Origin of the sequence: Aeromonas sp. CD, from assembly GCF_033349375.1 — a bacterium.
Lineage (GTDB): Bacteria > Pseudomonadota > Gammaproteobacteria > Enterobacterales > Aeromonadaceae > Aeromonas > Aeromonas hydrophila.
This window is the reverse complement of the sequence record NZ_CP137631.1, coordinates 4,232,535-4,247,476: the sequence shown is the minus strand read 5'-3', so window position 1 is coordinate 4,247,476 and position 14,942 is coordinate 4,232,535. Positions and strand designations below refer to the sequence as shown.

At 62.2% G+C, this 14,942-nt stretch carries 15 protein-coding genes and 1 pseudogene; 12 read left to right on the top strand and 4 right to left on the bottom strand.

The genetic code is table 11. The annotated features are described in order from the left end of the window. Nucleotides 1–6: 6 nt before the first annotated feature. Nucleotides 7–687, bottom strand: a complete 681-nt coding sequence (locus R2E40_RS19740; protein WP_005305357.1) for a TIGR00153 family protein — start codon at nucleotides 685–687, stop codon at nucleotides 7–9. A 169-nt stretch (nucleotides 688–856) separates the two neighbouring features. On the opposite strand from R2E40_RS19740, the gene R2E40_RS19735 reads away from it, so the two are divergent. Both R2E40_RS19735 and R2E40_RS19730 read left to right on the top strand, forming a co-directional pair. After that, a complete protein-coding gene (locus R2E40_RS19735; protein ID WP_318164196.1) occupies nucleotides 857–1,816 on the top strand; it encodes a CYTH domain-containing protein in 960 nt (319 codons plus the stop codon). A 127-nt stretch (nucleotides 1,817–1,943) separates the two neighbouring features. After that, nucleotides 1,944–2,906 (top strand): annotated as a pseudogene (locus R2E40_RS19730) (IS1595 family transposase). Nucleotides 2,907–2,966: 60 nt separating this feature from the next. Here R2E40_RS19730 and R2E40_RS19725 read toward each other — a convergent pair. Together R2E40_RS19725 and lpxL are read right to left on the bottom strand one after the other, a co-directional pair. Further along, nucleotides 2,967–3,434, bottom strand: a complete 468-nt coding sequence (locus R2E40_RS19725; protein WP_024944696.1) for an energy transducer TonB — start codon at nucleotides 3,432–3,434, stop codon at nucleotides 2,967–2,969. 152 nt (nucleotides 3,435–3,586) lie between these two features. Continuing rightward, nucleotides 3,587–4,510, bottom strand: a complete 924-nt coding sequence (lpxL, locus tag R2E40_RS19720) for an LpxL/LpxP family Kdo(2)-lipid IV(A) lauroyl/palmitoleoyl acyltransferase (protein WP_318164195.1) — start codon at nucleotides 4,508–4,510, stop codon at nucleotides 3,587–3,589. 305 nt (nucleotides 4,511–4,815) lie between these two features. Between lpxL and hldE the strand changes: the two genes are divergently transcribed. Continuing rightward, complete coding sequence (hldE, locus tag R2E40_RS19715) at nucleotides 4,816–6,243, top strand: bifunctional D-glycero-beta-D-manno-heptose-7-phosphate kinase/D-glycero-beta-D-manno-heptose 1-phosphate adenylyltransferase HldE (RefSeq protein ID WP_043164541.1); 1,428 nt, start codon at nucleotides 4,816–4,818, stop codon at nucleotides 6,241–6,243. 103 nt (nucleotides 6,244–6,346) lie between these two features. Here the strand turns inward: hldE and tolC are convergent, their stop codons facing one another. Beyond that, entirely contained in the window at nucleotides 6,347–7,672 is a 1,326-nt protein-coding gene (tolC, locus tag R2E40_RS19710) for an outer membrane channel protein TolC (protein ID WP_318164194.1), read from the bottom strand. A 304-nt stretch (nucleotides 7,673–7,976) separates the two neighbouring features. On the opposite strand from tolC, the gene nudF reads away from it, so the two are divergent. The 9 genes from nudF to R2E40_RS19665 all read left to right on the top strand — a co-directional run bounded on the left by nudF (nucleotide 7,977) and on the right by R2E40_RS19665 (nucleotide 14,886). Further along, nucleotides 7,977–8,618, top strand: coding sequence for an ADP-ribose diphosphatase (nudF, locus tag R2E40_RS19705; protein ID WP_024943166.1), 642 nt, complete (start codon nucleotides 7,977–7,979; stop codon nucleotides 8,616–8,618). Between the two features lie 129 nt (nucleotides 8,619–8,747). Then, a complete protein-coding gene (locus tag R2E40_RS19700; RefSeq protein ID WP_370539134.1) occupies nucleotides 8,748–9,173 on the top strand; it encodes a DUF1249 domain-containing protein in 426 nt (141 codons plus the stop codon). Between the two features lie 26 nt (nucleotides 9,174–9,199). Beyond that, nucleotides 9,200–10,018: a 3',5'-cyclic-AMP phosphodiesterase gene (gene cpdA / locus R2E40_RS19695; RefSeq protein ID WP_043164547.1), complete on the top strand. Its 819-nt coding sequence runs from the start codon at nucleotides 9,200–9,202 to the stop codon at nucleotides 10,016–10,018. A 9-nt stretch (nucleotides 10,019–10,027) separates the two neighbouring features. Beyond that, entirely contained in the window at nucleotides 10,028–10,615 is a 588-nt protein-coding gene (locus R2E40_RS19690) for a YqiA/YcfP family alpha/beta fold hydrolase (protein WP_318164193.1), read from the top strand. Between the two features lie 2 nt (nucleotides 10,616–10,617). Beyond that, the gene (locus R2E40_RS19685; protein ID WP_318164192.1) at nucleotides 10,618–11,241 is read left to right on the top strand and encodes an NUDIX hydrolase; all 624 of its coding nucleotides are present in this window, start codon (nucleotides 10,618–10,620) and stop codon (nucleotides 11,239–11,241) included. A gap of 37 nt (nucleotides 11,242–11,278) precedes the next feature. After that, a complete protein-coding gene (locus R2E40_RS19680; protein ID WP_043171324.1) occupies nucleotides 11,279–11,680 on the top strand; it encodes a GFA family protein in 402 nt (133 codons plus the stop codon). 66 nt (nucleotides 11,681–11,746) lie between these two features. Further along, the gene (locus tag R2E40_RS19675) at nucleotides 11,747–12,016 is read left to right on the top strand and encodes a DUF1656 domain-containing protein (RefSeq protein ID WP_043158843.1); all 270 of its coding nucleotides are present in this window, start codon (nucleotides 11,747–11,749) and stop codon (nucleotides 12,014–12,016) included. Beyond that, nucleotides 12,009–12,875, top strand: a complete 867-nt coding sequence (locus R2E40_RS19670; RefSeq protein WP_041216469.1) for an HlyD family secretion protein — start codon at nucleotides 12,009–12,011, stop codon at nucleotides 12,873–12,875. The genes R2E40_RS19675 and R2E40_RS19670 overlap by 8 nt, the downstream gene beginning before the upstream one ends. A gap of 1 nt (nucleotide 12,876) precedes the next feature. Next, the gene (locus R2E40_RS19665) at nucleotides 12,877–14,886 is read left to right on the top strand and encodes an FUSC family protein (RefSeq protein WP_318164191.1); all 2,010 of its coding nucleotides are present in this window, start codon (nucleotides 12,877–12,879) and stop codon (nucleotides 14,884–14,886) included. Nucleotides 14,887–14,942 lie beyond the last annotated feature (56 nt).

Genomic DNA, 14,942 nt, shown 5'->3' with positions numbered 1-14,942 from the left:
AGTCGATTACGAACGAGCCAGCATCAGTTCCAGACGGGCGCCAACGCGCTCGGCCTGATCTGCCAGGTCACCTACCCATTCGAGGATCTTGTAGAGGAACATAACGTCGATCGGATTGTATTTCTGCTCAACGGCTTGCAGCTGTTGGCGCAGTCCGATCTGCATGGTGTCAGTATCGTCCTCGATAAGATCCAGCTGGTGGATCATCTCGGCAACCATTTCAACTTCACGTCCTTTAAAGCCGGTTTCGAGCAGCTCATCGAGTTCTCCGATGGCTTTCTCGGCTTGGGCGGTCGCATCGATACAGCGTTTGAGATAGGCCATGAAATCGGCACGCATCTCGGAGGGGAATTCCATTTTGCGGCCAAGCATGCGGCCGGAAATATCCTTGGCACGGTTGGCAATCTTGTCCTGCTGGGTCAGCAGTTCGAGCAGGTCGGTACGGGCGACCGGCAGGAACAGGCCGCGAGGCAGCTTCAGACGAATTTCACGCTTGAGGATGTCCGCTTCTTTTTCCAGCTGGGCAATCTGCTGCCGGATCTTCTCGGCATCTTCCCAACGGTCTTCGGCAACGGCATCAAAGAAGGGAACCAACTGCTGGGAGCACTGGTGAACCTTGACGATATGCTTCTGCAGCGGCTTGATGGGGGACTTGGCAAAAAGCCCCAAAATAGTATTTACTGGCATGGCCAAACCTGTGTCGGTGAAAAAACACTCGATACGATTTTATGAGGGGCGCATGGTAACCGAACTGCGCCATCAATAAAACCGTGAATTAATCCTGATGTATCGCAGGCATTATATCCTCGCGCTTAGCATCACGCCCCCCAAAGTTGCCTGCCAGCCCGGAATGACTATGCAAACTGAGATCGAGATAAAGTTTTTTGTCTCCCGAGATATTCGACAGCCTTTTTTCAACCTTCTGAATTCACTGGAAATTATATCCAACTCTCAAACCGAGCTCGGCAATGTCTATTTTGATACGCCAGCGCTGGATTTGCGCCGCCTGGAGATGGGATTGCGGATCCGTCGCAGCGATGATTTCGCCGAACAGACGATTAAATGTCGGGGCCAGGCGGTGGGCGGACTGCATGCCAGACCCGAATACAATGCCCCGGTCGCTGGCGATATGCCCGCGCTTGACGTTTTTCCTGACGAGATTTGGCCGAGTCTTTCCACACGTGATGCAATCCAGGGCGCCCTGGTGGCCCAGTTTCGTACCGACTTCCTGCGCCGCCACTGGTTGATCGCCTTCGAAGGAGCCGAAATCGAGCTGGCCTGGGATCAGGGGGAGATCGTCGGCGTGCTCGGCAAGAGCCGCATCGACGAGCTGGAGCTGGAGCTCAAATCCGGCGAGGCGAGCGCCCTGTTCGGCTTGGCAGAGCAGCTGGCCGGGCTTGGCGGTCTGCGGCTCGGGGCTCAGTCCAAGGCCCAGCGCGGTTATCGGCTGGCTGGGCTCGGCAAGCCGCTGGCGCTGCAAGCCTTGCCTGCACTGACCGACCTGAGCGCAGCCGAGTGTATCGCCCTCGGCCTGCAGCACTGGCAGCATCACGAGCAGTACTGGCTTGAGCAGACAGACGCCGAGGCGCAGGGGCTGGCGTTGCAGCAGCTGCGCCTGGGCATGGACCTGATTGCCGAGGCGGCCGACAGGTTGCCGGCAGCGGACTGGCTGGTTGAGCTGACCCGGCTCGGGCCGCGGCTGGCCTCGGTCGCCGGACAGGCCGACTGGCAGCAGGCGTTGCCGGCACTGTTCCTTCAGGCCGACTATGTGCGCCTGCAACTGGCCATCGCCGCCTGGCTGCACCGGCAAGGATGATGAGCCGCGCGCCGCAGCGCTTGCAATGCAAAAAGGTGAGTCTGGCTCACCTTTTTCTTTGGCTCTGTCCCAGTTATGTGTTGAAAGGCTAACCTTGAAGTAGGTCATCACCTTGAGGGCCCCCATCATGGATACCCAAGCCTTTCAACATCTATTGTCCCTCTTTCCATCGCTCACTTCGCGTCAGCGTCGTCTCGCGCAACATGAACTCACCACCCCTCACCCCATCACCTCGTTGGCCACTCAACTCCCCGCATGCCAATGCTGCCCTCACTGCCAGGCCGAGGCCACACAGCTGGCTCCCTGGGGCTGGTCTCGCGGGCTGCGTCGTTATCGCTGCAAGCAGTGTCTGCGCACCAGTTCCGTGCTCACCAACACGCCTCTCGCCCGACTTCGCAAGCCACAATGCTGGGAAGACTATGCTCAGGCCCTCATCGACGGTCTGACCGTCCGGCAGGCGGCGCTCCGCTGTGGGGTCGGTAAAAACACCGCCTTTTTGTGGCGTCACCGCTTCCTGAAGGCCATGGCCAGCCACCAGGCGGTACGGGAAGAGGGTATTGTCGAGGTCGATGAGACCTTCTTCCTGGAGTCGTTCAAAGGACAGCGCGGATTGCCCCGCCCGGCCCGCCATCGTGGAGGTAAAGGCCGTACCCGAGGCACAGGACCGGATTACATCCCGGTGATGGTGGTGCAAGACCGGGCAGGCCACCTGGCTGACTTCCAGTTGGAACAGTTGAATGCCAGGGCGGTGAAGGCAGTGCTTCAGCCGCTTATCGCCCCGGATGCCGTCCTGTGCAGCGATGGTGCCGGGGTGTATGCGAGTTTCAGCAAGGGGCAAGGGATAACACACCAAGTGGTGCGCAATCGAGCGGGAGAGCGGGTGGTGGGTGCATATCACATCCAACATGTGAACGGGTACCACAGGTGATTGAAGGAGTGGATGGAGCGGTTCCATGGGGTAGCGACCCACTATCTGAGGAATTATCTGGGTTGGCGCAGGATGTTGGAGCGCTATGGGCGGGAAGTGAATATCTCACGCTGCTTGCATGAGGCGCTGGGGCGCCCCATGCAACACGTAATTGGGACATAGCCTTTTCTTTGGCTGTCGATGGGGCCAGCGGGGCTGGCAATGGAGGTCTACGCTGCTGATTCAGACCTGGGTGTAGATCAGCCCGGTGCTGCGCACCACGTCTTCCCCCTGGCAGCGCAGTTCCAGTTCGCTGGTGTCGCAGGGCTGGCCGTTGTGCTCGATGCAGAATTCGAAGCGGGTACGGGATTTTACCGGAATGTGCTGCGAGTTGGTGGGGGTGGCCTGCCATTGCCACTGCTGCAGCACGGCGATGGCGGCGTCGCTGAACTGCGGGTCGCTGCTGTCCAGCACCCGGATCTGTTCGGCCCGTCCCGCCGGGTTGATCACGTACTCGAGCGAGCTGCAACCGGTCTGCCCGGCCAGGATGGCCTCTTTGGGGTAGCGGGACTCCATCCGGGTGAGCGGGCTCCACTGGGCGTTCACTTCCTTGAGATCGCTTAAGGGGAGGGAGGTCAGATGGATGCTGTGGGTCTGCTGGCTGCAGCCGGTCAATGCGCACAGGGCGCCCAGCAAAAGAGTGGCTTTCATGTTCGCTTCCCTTCGTTATTGGTATTGCTGGCGGGCCTGGGCCCGCCGCTCGGCAGGGCCATTAATAAAATATTCAGCCACGAATGAAAACCCTTTACCGGCGACAGGCCACAAAAAACCGCCTTTCGGCGGCTTTTTCGGTTTTTTCCCACTCAGTAATAGCCCGCATCATCCGGGTTGGGTCTGGTCTTGAAGCGGCGGTGCAGCCACATGTACTGCTCCGGCGCCTTGCGCACGGCGGCTTCTATCTCGCGGTTGGCGCGGGTCGCATCGGCCAGGTCGTCACCGCTCGGATAGTCGGCGAGCGGCGCACCGATATGCAGGGTGTAACCCTCGTTGGTGCGAATGTTGTAGCAGGGCAGGGTGACGGTGTTCTTCACCCGCGCCAGGGTGGCAGTGCCGGTGATGGTGGCGGCCTGCTCGACCGCGAAGTAGGGCACGAACACGCTGGCATGGCTGCCGTAGTCGTGATCCGGCGCATACCAGAGCGCATCGCCGTTGCGCAGCGCCTTGATCATCCCCTTCACGTCCATCCGGTCCACCAGGTATTTGTTGGAGGCGCAGCGACCGTGGTACTGGGCATACTCCAGCACCGGGTTGGTGTTGGGACGGTAGACGCCGACCCCGGGCCGCACCAGGCCGAAGCAGCGGGCGTTGAGTTCCAGCGTGAGGAAATGGCAGGAGAGCAGCAGCATGCCCTGACCCTTCTCCATGGCGGCGATGACGTGCTCTTCCCCTTCTACCTTCATCAGGTTGCGCATCCGCCAATCCGGCCAGAACCAGGCCATGCCGACTTCGAAGATGGCGCAGCCCACGCTCTCGAAATTCTGCTTGAGCAGTTTCTCGCGCTCATCCTTGGTCAGCTCGGGCATCGCCAGTTCCAGATTGCGGCGGGCAATCTTGACGCGGGATTTCAGCAGCTTGCGGGCCAGACTGCCGAGCTGGCGTCCCAGCCACATCTGGCTGCGCCAGGGCAGCAGCACCAGCAGCCAGAGCAGGCTGAGGCCGAACCAGCTGGCCCAGTAGCGGGGATGAAACAGGCGGGGTTCGAGGCGGGGAGCATTGTCGTGGGCCATGAAAAGTCTCTTGTTCGCAATCGCCATGCACCGGGCAAGCCCGGTCGAATAAGGGGAGGCGATAAAGGCACGTGGGGATCCTGAACGGATCGTTTTATTCGCAAGCGGGGATTCTAGCCGAAAAGCGGGGTCGGGGGCGAATGGCTATGTGCTGGTCAGAGGGGCTGATGGTGGTTCACTGGCGTGACGGGAATCGTCACTACCGGTTTCTTTAAATGGAAACCGCAGGTTTGCTTTTTCTCCCTCAAATAAAAGAGTGTGATAAAATCGGCGACTGATTTTTCAGGTTTTGAGAGTCGATACAGATGAAGATCACCCTGCCCGAGTTTGAAAAAGCCCGCGTTCTGGTCGTTGGCGATGTCATGTTGGACCGTTATTGGCATGGCCCCACCGGCCGGATCTCGCCCGAGGCACCGGTGCCCGTGGTCAAGGTCGAACACATTGAAGAGCGCCCGGGTGGCGCCGCCAACGTGGCGCTCAACTCCGCCGCACTGGGCGCCCACGCCGTGCTGCTGGGTCTGACTGGTCAGGATGAGGCCGCCGATGCCCTGGCTGGCCAGATGGCTGGCGTCAAGGTCGCCTGTGACTTCGTTCGTCTGGCCGACTACCCGACCATCACCAAGCTGCGCGTGTTGTCGCGCAACCAGCAGCTGCTGCGTCTGGACTTTGAAGAGGCCTTCCACGATGTGGACTCCACCCTGCTGATGGGCAAGGTCGAGCAGGCACTGCCGCACAGCGACGTGATGATCCTCTCCGACTACGGCAAGGGCGCCCTCAACGACGTGCCCGGCATGATCCAGCGCGCCCGCGCCGCCGGCATCCCGGTGCTGGTCGATCCCAAGGGGACCGATTTCGAGAAGTACCGCGGCGCCACCCTGCTGACCCCCAACATGTCCGAGTTCGAGGCCGTGGTGGGCAAGGTGAAGAGTGAAGAGGAGCTGGTTGCCAAGGGGCTGGAGCTGGTCAAGCGCTTCGAGCTGGAGGCCCTGCTGGTCACTCGTTCCGAGAACGGCATGACCCTGATCCGCGAAGGCCAACCCGAGCTGCACCTGCCGGCTCAGGCCCACGAGGTGTATGACGTGACCGGTGCCGGTGATACCGTCATCTCCACCCTGGCCACCTCGCTGGCCGCCGGCAAGAGCCTGGACGAAGCCTGTGCCCTGGCCAACACCGCCGCCGGCATCGTGGTCGGCAAGCTGGGGACCTCCACCGTCAGCCCGGTGGAGCTGGCCAACGCCCTCTACACCGAGCAGGAAACCGGCTTTGGCGTCATGTCAGAAGCCCAGCTCAAGATTGCCGTGCAGGCCGCCCGTCTGCGTGGCGAGAAGGTGGTGATGACCAACGGCTGCTTCGACATCCTGCACGCCGGTCACGTTTCCTACCTGGCCAATGCCGGCAAGCTGGGGGATCGCCTGATTGTGGCGGTCAACACCGACGAGTCGGTGCGTCGCCTCAAGGGGCCGGGTCGTCCGGTCAATCCGACCGAGCGCCGGATGGCCGTGCTGGCCGCGCTGGGTGCCGTGGACTGGGTGGTGCCCTTCTCCGAGGATACCCCGCAGCGGCTGATCGCCGAGGTGCTGCCGGACCTGCTGGTCAAGGGCGGCGACTACCAGCCGGAAGAGATTGCCGGCTATGCCGAGGTGACCGCCAACGGCGGCGAGGTGCGGGTCCTCAACTTCGAGGATGGCTGCTCCACCAGCGACATCATCAAGACCATCCGTGAACGCGGCTAATACTGCTGGCCCCGTTTATCCGGGGCCATCGCCAGCAAGCGATGACACCCGGATAACAAAAAGGCGACCTTACGGTCGCCTTTTTCATTGCCGATAACGACTATCAGACTTTGGTCTTGGCTTTTGCAGTGGCTGGCATCAAACCCTGGTTTACTTCCACCAGATCCTGCGCCTCCAGCACACCGGCAGCCTGTTTCAGGCTCAGGATATTGAGGATGTAGTTGTAACGGGCTTCGGAGAGCTTCTGCTTGGCCTCGTACAGCTTGCGGGTGGAGTCCAGCACGTCGACGATGGTACGGGTACCCACTTCGTAACCCGCCTCGGTCGCCTTGAGGGCGCTGTCGGCGGAGATGACGGACTGGCTGTAGGCGCGTACCGAGCCGATGCTGGCGTTCACGTTGTTGTAGGAGGAACGCACCGTGCTCTGCACCGAGCGGAAGTTCTTCTCCAGCAGTTCGCTGGCCGCCACGTAGTTGTACTGAGCCTGCTTCACTTTGGAGCTAGTGGCGCCACCGCTGTAGAGCGGCAGCTTGAAGGTCAGGCCGATATTGGCCTGATTGTCATTGCCACCCGGCATGCTATCCAGCTTGTAATCGGTATTGCTGGTTTGCAGTCCGGCACCCAGATCCAGAGTCGGCTCATGGCCGGTCTTGGCCAGGTCAATCTGCTCCTTGGCGATGTCCTTGCCGATGCGGGCACTGTGCAGTTGCAGGTTCTTGTCCAGCGCCAGCTCCAGCCACTTGTCGGAGCCGAAGGCGGTCTTCTGCGGGCTGAAACGATCGGTGTTGAGCACGTCCAGCTGACGGTGATCGATACCGGTCAGCTCGCGCAGGGTCTCGTAGCTGTTGTCCAGCGAGTTCTCGGCATTGATCTCGTCCGCCAGCGCCTGGTCACGAGAGGCCTCGGCTTCGTGGACGTCGGTGATGGCGGTCAGGCCTACTTCGAAACGCTGCTGGGTCTGTTCCAGCTGACGCTCTACCGCAACCTTGTTGGCGCGCACGAACTCCAGGGTATCCATCGCCTTGAGCACGTTGAAATAGGCCTGGGCAGTACGCAGCATCAAGCTCTGGATCTCGAGGTTGTAGGCGACATCAGACTGGGTTGCTTGCTTCTCGCTGATATCCATATTGACCCAGTTACTGCGACGATAGAGGGACTGCGACAGCGTCACTTCACCCTTGGCGTTGTTATTGCTCTGGGTATCGTTCTTGTTTTTCAGATAATTGAGTCCGGCACCCAGATCGATCTGGGGCAGCAGAGGGGCACGGGTTTCGTTGATCTTCTCGAAGGCCTGATCGCGAACGGCTTTGGACTGCAGCAACTGCGGGTCTTTGATCTGGGCTTGCTGGTAGATGTCGAGCAGGTTTTCGGCATGGGCACCGGCACTGACGCCCAGCAACACCATGACGGACAAAAGTGTTCTTTTCATAGATCGATTTAACCTTATGTAGTAACCCAAACTGGTTGCTGGAGAGGGCAAATATTGTCACCGACCAAGCTTGATTGCAGCTTAATCACTCTACTATAAGCAAAATTTTATGATAACTGTCTCTTTTCCAGCGACAGGAACGTCAAGAACGAGGGTGAGTTTTCTCCCCCTCGTGCCTAGCCAAATGTCCTGTGGCTGCTAAAATCCGTCCCTCATCTCCGACGGGAGCGAGTGAATGAATGTTCATTCATGTTCCCGGATTTTATGGCCTAACCGAGCCAAGTCAAGCTGGCGGGAGTCTCGTATGTCGCAGCAAGCCTTGCCCCAAACCCGTCACTACTCTGCCGATGACGTGAAAATTATCGATAAATCAGCAGGATATAACGGGTTCTTCAAAGTGAACGTCTATCGTCTGCAGCACAGGTTATTTGCAGGGGGCTGGAACGAGCCCATCGTCCGCGAGCTGTTCGAGCGCGGCCATGCCGCCGCCCTGTTGCCTTACGACCCGGTGCGTGACCAGATCGTACTGGTGGAGCAGTTCCGTATCGGCGCCATCGAGACCAGCGCCACCCCCTGGCTGCTGGAGCTGGTGGCCGGCATCATAGACCCGGGCGAGGTCGCTGAAGAGGTGGTGCGGCGTGAGGCTGTGGAAGAGGCGGGCATCGAGGTGGGCCGCTGCGAACACGCCATCAGCTATCTGGTGAGCCCGGGCGGCAGCACCGAGCGTATCGAGGTTTATGTGGGCGAGGTGGATGCCAGCAAGGCCGAGGGGATCCACGGTCTGGCGGAAGAGGGGGAAGACATCCGGGTTCACGTGGTGAGCCGCGAGCAGGCCTATGCCTGGCTCAAAGAGGGGCGCATCGACAACGCCGCCTCCGTCATCGCCTTGCAGTGGCTGGCTCTCAATCACGGCGAGCTGCGTGCCCGCTGGCTGGCGGAGCGCTAAGGTGGCGCTCGTTCAGACCCAGGCCAAGCGTTATGTGCCTGATTTGATGTCCTTGCAGCGTACTTGTGAGGTCAACTATCCATGTGCTCGGATTGATGGAGCTGAGAAATGTCGTTAGTCCAGAGCCCGATGAAGCGCTATGTGCCTGATTTGATGTCCTTGCAGCGTACCTGCGAGGTCAACTACATGACCCTGATGAAGCTGCTGCCCCCGGGCGGCAGTGTCGGCGCCGAACGCCGCTATCAGGTGGGCAACGGCCTGCAGTTTCAGCTCACGGTGAGCGAGGAGAGTCGCTTCACCAGCCAGGTGATCCTGGCCCAGCACAACCCGGAATTGCCGAGTTATTTGCAGGCCCGGATAGAGATTCGTTTGTACCATGACGTGCGGATGGCGGAAGTGTGTGCGGCGCAACAGATTTCAAGGTTGCAACCACGTTATGATTATCCCAATAAAAATATGCACCAGCGGGATGAAAAGGAGCAGGTAAACCTGTTTCTGGCCGATTGGCTAAAATTTTGTCTCAGACATGGTACCAGCCTGATAAACATCCTCTAGTTGAACTCATAAAAAGAAGCGTGATTTTGGAAACAGAGCTACCCCAGGCGCAGGACGGCAGTGTGCGCCTGTTGCAAATTACCGACACCCACCTCTTCGCGAGTGCCGAGGGGCGGCTATTGGCCGTGCGCACTGCCGAGAGCCTGGCTGCCGTGCTGGAACGGGTGCAGGCCAATGACCATCCGTTCGATCTGATCCTCGCCACCGGGGATCTCTCTCAGGATCACAGTCCGGAGTCCTACCAGCGCTTCGCCTCCATGATGGCAACCCTGGCGCGCCCCATCTACTGGCTGCCCGGCAATCACGACGACGGCCCCCTGATGACCGAATACCTGCACGCGGCCGGCATCAGCGAGGCCAAGCAGCTGGTAGGCGAGCATTGGCAGGTGATCCTGCTGGATACCCAGGTGCGCGGCAAACCCCATGGGGTGCTGGGGGATCACCAGCTGGCGGCGCTGGATCAGGCGCTGCGCCAGCATCCCGAGCGCCATGCCCTGATCGCCCTGCACCATCAGGCGGTGCCGGTGGGTTGCGCCTGGCTCGATCAGCACAATCTCAAGAATGCCGACGACCTGTTTGCCGTGCTGGCCCGCCACCCGCAGCAGAAGACCATACTGTTCGGCCACGTCCACCAGGAGTTTGACGAGGTGCACCGCGGGGTGCGGCTGATCGCCAGCCCCTCCACCTGCATCCAGTTCAAACCGCTCTCTGATGGCTTCGCGCTGGACGAATCCGGCCCTGGCTGGCGCTACCTCACCCTCTACCCGGATGGCCGTATCGCCAGCCAGGTGTGGCGTCTGCCGGTGGGGCAGTTCGTGCCCGACCCCAATGCCACCGGTTATTGAGGAGTTGCGATGAAGCCCGTACTCCTCTACCTGCACGGTTTCAACTCCTCGCCCGGTTCTGCCAAGGCGCAGCAGATGGCTGCCTGGGTGGCAGAACACAGACCCGATATCGAGGTGGTGATCCCGGCCCAGCCCAACACCCCGGCGGCGGCCTGGGCGGCCATCGAGCAGACAGTTGCCGATCTGCAGAGCCGTTATGGCAACGAATTCAAGCTTGGCGCCGTGGGCAGCTCCCTCGGCGGCTTTATGGCGACCCGGGTCAGCGAGCGATACGGCTGCCACGCCGCCCTGATCAACCCGGCGGTGCGCCCGCACGAGTTGCTCTGCGACTACCTCGGCCCCCAGACCAACCCCTACACGGGGGAGCAGTATCAACTGCTGCCTGAACACATGGATGAGCTGCGGGCACTGGCGGTATCGGTGAGCGCCCCCGAGCGACTCTGGGTGCTGCAACAGCAGGAGGACGAGGTGCTCGACTATCGCAAGGCGCTGGACGAATACCGCTTTGCCCGCCTCTCGCTGGAGTGCGGCGGCGACCACGCCTTCGTGGCGTTCGAACGCTACCCCGCCCAGATCGTCCGTTTCCTCGGGCTCTAGCCATGCAGCCGCCGTTGGCCACCTTTCTGGAGCAGGTGCTGGCCACGGCGCAGGCGGGCCTCACCTACTCCAAAGATCCCTTCGATATCGGCCGTTTCGAGGCGCTGCGAGCGGCCACGGTGGTGCTCATCGCCAGCCAGAGCGAGCTGGCACCGGAAGCCATCAGCGACTGGATCGCCCTCGATCGCGGTTATCCCACCCCCAAGCTCGATGTGCGGGCCTTCATTCAGAACGATGCGGGCCATATCCTGCTGGTGCAGGAGCGCAGCGACGACTGCTGGACCCTGCCGGGGGGCTGGTGCGACATCGGTGACTCGCCGGCGGGGGCCGTGGTGCGCGAAGTGGTGGAGGAGACCGGCCTGGCGTGTCGGGCCGTGCAGCTGCTGGCGCTGTTCGACAAGCTAAAACACCCTCATCCGCCCCAGCTGCCCCACGCTCACAAGGCGTTCTTCCTGTGCGAGGTGACCGGTGGCCAGCTGCTGGGCGAAACCGATGAAACCAAAGGGGCGGGGTACTTCCCCATCGACGACTTGCCCCCGCTCTCTCGCCATCGGGTGGTGGAATCCCAGCTGCGCACCCTGTACGACCATCTTTTGCAGGGGCGGCAGGATACCCTGTTTGATTGACTAGCACGGAGAATTAACCCGTCTGTAAGGAGGCAGCATGATCAAACGCATCGGCAATACCCCCATTCAGGAGCGGCACAAGGCCAGCTGCCACTGCGGCGCCGTGGTGCTGGAGCTGACCCTGCCGGATGGCGTGGTGGATCCGCGCCGCTGCGACTGCTCGCTCTGCCGGCGCCGGGGCGCCATCGTCGCCTCGGTGCCGCTGTCCGGCATCCGCATCCTGCAAGGGGAGGAGGTGCTGAGCTGCTACCAGTTCAATACCCGCACCGCCAAACACTACTTCTGCAGCATCTGCGGCATCTACACCCACCATCAGCGCCGCTCCAATCCGGCCCAGTATGGTTACAACCTCGCCTGCCTCGAAGGCGTCAATCCATTCGAGCTGGGCGAGGTGCCGCTGCTCGATGGCATCAACCATCCGGCGGATCGGCTGGTCTGACCTACAGGGTCTCATCTGCTCCTGTAGCACCCTGCGGGGCTGTGATAGTCTTGCCAGACCCGCCGCATGGCGGGCCGTGAGTCCGCATTCTCTCGCTTGCCAACAGGGAGCCCGCTTGTGACAACTTCAGCACTGCCGGATCTGATCCTGGGCGCCTCTCTCTACTTTCCGCCCCTGTTCAAGGCGGTCCTGCTCGGCCTGCTGGGCTGGCTGCCCGTGCACCACCTGCTGCGCGACTGGCTCTACGGCGGGGATGTCTGGCATCCCCTGCTGATGGATCTCTCCCTGTTTATCCTCGCCGTCAGCGGCGCCCTATGGATATTGCTACATGGCTAAATCACCCCTCGCGACCCTCAAATACTTCTCTACCCTGCTGGTCTGCGCGCTGGCGCTGGCGGCGGGCTGGTGGCTGTGGAACTACTACATGCAGGGGCCCTGGACCCGGGATGGCAAGGTGCGGGCCGAGCTGGTCAGCATCACCCCCGAGGTGTCGGGCAAGATCATCAAGATAGCGGTGAAAGACAACCAGCTGGTCAAGGCGGGGGAGGAGATCTTTACCCTGGATCCCGAGCCCTACCGGATCGCGCTGGACAACGCCCAGGCGGCGCTGGCCAAGGCCAAATCGGATCTCGACAAGGCGGAGCACGAGGCGAGCCGGCGCAGCGGCCTGTCGCGCAGCGTCATCTCCGCCGAGGCGGTGGATGAGGCCCGCCTCAACGCCCAGGCGATGAAGGCGGCCTACCAGGTGGCCCAGGCCAATCTGGAGCAGGCCAGATGGTCGCTGGCCAAGACCCGGGTGCATGCCGCGAGCGACGGCTACATCACCAACCTGCAGACCCGGGTCGGCAACTATGCCAGCGCCGGCGTGCCGCTGGTGGCGCTGGTGGACATCCACTCCTTCTACGTGCAGGGCTACTTCGAGGAGACCAAGCTCAGGCACATAGCGCCGGGCAAACCGGCCGAGGTGGTGCTCTACAGCGGGGAGCAGCGGCTGCGCGGCGAAGTGGAGAGCATAGGGCGCGCCATCCACGATCAGAGCGTGGAGGGGGCCGACAACCTGCTGCTGGACGTCAAACCCAATGTGCCCTGGGTGCGACTGGCCCAGCGGGTGCCGGTGCGGATCAAGCTGCTGGAGGTGCCGCCCGAGCTGACGCTGATTGCAGGCACCACCTGCACCATCACCATAGGGGAGTGAGGTGGCCGCCTCGCTCTGGCGCCAGACCCCCTGGGGCAAGGCCAATGGCGGCCAGTGGCGCTACGCCCTGCGCAACAGCCTGGCGATGTGCCTGTCGCTCTGGCTGGCCTTCGTGCTGGAGCTGGACTCCCCCTACTGGGCGATGACCTCGGCCGCGGTGGTGAGCTTTCCCACCGTGGGCGGTGTCATCAGCAAGAGTCTGGGGCGGGTGGTGGGCAGCCTCATCGGTGCCATGGCGGCGGTGGTGATCACCGGCCTTGGCATCAGCGATCCCTGGCTGTTCAGCTTCCTCATCGCGCTCTGGCTGGCGCTGTGCACCTACATCTCCAACCACCATCAGAACAACGTCTCCTACGCCTTTGCGCTGGCGGGCTATACCGCAGCCATCATCGCCTTCTCCTGCGTCAACGTGACCGACCCGCAGCACATTTTCGACATCGCCCAGGCGCGGGTGAGCGAGGTGATCATCGGCATCCTCTGCGGCGGCCTGTTGATGATGATCCTGCCCAGCACCTCGGATGGCGACACCCTGCTGCAGTCGCTGCACAAGACCCAGGCCCGTCTGCTGGAGCATGCCCAACTGCTCTGGCTGGGGGAGGCGAGCCCGGAGGTGCGTACCGCCCACGAGGGGTTGATCGGCCAGATCCTCACCATGAACGTGCTGCGCATCCAGGCGGTCTGGAGCCATCACAGGCTGCGTCGCCACAACCGGCTGCTCAACTTCCTGCTGCACCGCCAGCTGCGGCTCATCAGCCTCATCTCCAGCCAGCGCCGCATGCTGCACAACTGGCCGACGCAACCGGAGGGGCTGCAGGCGTTGCTGGAGCGGCTACTGGCCGAGCTGGGCCAGCCCGGCTGCGACAAGTACCGCATCGCCCGGCTGCTGGCCCCCTTGGTGTCGACGGCGGCCAGTGACTATCGGCTGCATACCTTCTGGCGACGGCTGCGCCACTTCTGCTGGAGCTATCTGGAGTGTCAGCGCTGGCTGGATCGGCTGGCCCGTTACGACGATCAGGAGTGGCCGGCGCCGCCGCGCCACTCTTCGCTCACCAGCCACACCGACACGCTGGAGGCGGCCTACAACGGCGGGCGCACCTTCCTCTGCGTGCTGCTCGGCTGCGCCTTCTGGATCCACAGCCAGTGGGATGCGGGCAGCTCGGCGCTGACCCTGCTCTCCATCTGCTGCGTGCTCTACTCGGCCACCCCGGCGCCCGCCAAGGGGGCCAACACCATGCTCAAGGCGATCCTGCTGCTCAGCCTCATCTGCTTCGCGGTCAAGTTCGGCCTGATGATCCGCCTCGACGACTTCTGGCTCTTCTGTGCCCTCCTGTTCCCCGTGCTCATCACCATGCAGCTGTTCAAGCAGCAACAGCCCAGGCAGGCGGTGCTGTGGGGCCAGCTCATCGTGCTGCTCGGCTCCTTTCTCGCCATCACCAATCCGCCCAGCTACGACTACCTGCAGTACATCAACGGCAGCCTGGGGCAGGCGCTGGGGGTGATGAGCGCCGGACTGGCGTTCCAGCTGTTGCGACCGAGCTCGGATCGGCGCAAGAGCCGCCGCCTCATCCGCTCCCTGCGCCGCCACTTCATGGATCAGCTGGAGCCGGCCCCGCGCCAGAGCGAGAGCCAGTTCGAATCGCTCATCTATCATTGCATCAGCCAGCTCAGCCAGAGCCAGGATCAGACCGCCCGTCTCTGGGTGCTGCGCTGGGGCGTGGTGCTGCTCAACTGTAGCCACATCGTCTGGCAGCTGCGCCAGTGGCGTGGCGAGGATCAGCCCCTCTACCTGGTGCGCGACAACTGCATCCGCTCTCTGCAGGGGATCCTCACCGAGCAGGGGGTGCAGCACACCTCTCTGGATCGCACCCTGGCCGAGCTGCAGCGGCTCAGCGCGGCCCTGGCCAACCACAGGGAGCCGACGGCGCGGGAGCTGGCCGGCATGGTGTGGCGGCTGCACAGCTCGCTCTCCCAGTTGCAGCAGGCGCTGCCGGTGGCGGCCGAGGCGCGCTGAACGGGCCGGCGGGGCGACTTACCCCGTCCGGATCAAGCTTTGCCGCCGCCGGGTTT

Excerpts from the sequence above, each read along its gene's own strand:
- R2E40_RS19740 (WP_005305357.1), bottom strand. The coding sequence starts at position 687 with ATGCCAGTAAATACTATTTTGGGGCTTTTTGCCAAGTCCCCCATCAAG.
- R2E40_RS19735 (WP_318164196.1), top strand. The coding sequence starts at position 857 with ATGCAAACTGAGATCGAGATAAAGTTTTTTGTCTCCCGAGATATTCGA.
- R2E40_RS19725 (WP_024944696.1), bottom strand. The coding sequence starts at position 3,434 with ATGAAAGCCACTCTTTTGCTGGGCGCCCTGTGCGCATTGACCGGCTGC.
- lpxL (WP_318164195.1), bottom strand. The coding sequence starts at position 4,510 with ATGGCCCACGACAATGCTCCCCGCCTCGAACCCCGCCTGTTTCATCCC.
- hldE (WP_043164541.1), top strand. The coding sequence starts at position 4,816 with ATGAAGATCACCCTGCCCGAGTTTGAAAAAGCCCGCGTTCTGGTCGTT.
- tolC (WP_318164194.1), bottom strand. The coding sequence starts at position 7,672 with ATGAAAAGAACACTTTTGTCCGTCATGGTGTTGCTGGGCGTCAGTGCC.
- nudF (WP_024943166.1), top strand. The coding sequence starts at position 7,977 with ATGTCGCAGCAAGCCTTGCCCCAAACCCGTCACTACTCTGCCGATGAC.
- R2E40_RS19700 (WP_370539134.1), top strand. The coding sequence starts at position 8,748 with ATGAAGCGCTATGTGCCTGATTTGATGTCCTTGCAGCGTACCTGCGAG.
- R2E40_RS19690 (WP_318164193.1), top strand. The coding sequence starts at position 10,028 with ATGAAGCCCGTACTCCTCTACCTGCACGGTTTCAACTCCTCGCCCGGT.
- R2E40_RS19685 (WP_318164192.1), top strand. The coding sequence starts at position 10,618 with ATGCAGCCGCCGTTGGCCACCTTTCTGGAGCAGGTGCTGGCCACGGCG.
- R2E40_RS19680 (WP_043171324.1), top strand. The coding sequence starts at position 11,279 with ATGATCAAACGCATCGGCAATACCCCCATTCAGGAGCGGCACAAGGCC.
- R2E40_RS19675 (WP_043158843.1), top strand. The coding sequence starts at position 11,747 with ATGGCGGGCCGTGAGTCCGCATTCTCTCGCTTGCCAACAGGGAGCCCG.
- R2E40_RS19670 (WP_041216469.1), top strand. The coding sequence starts at position 12,009 with ATGGCTAAATCACCCCTCGCGACCCTCAAATACTTCTCTACCCTGCTG.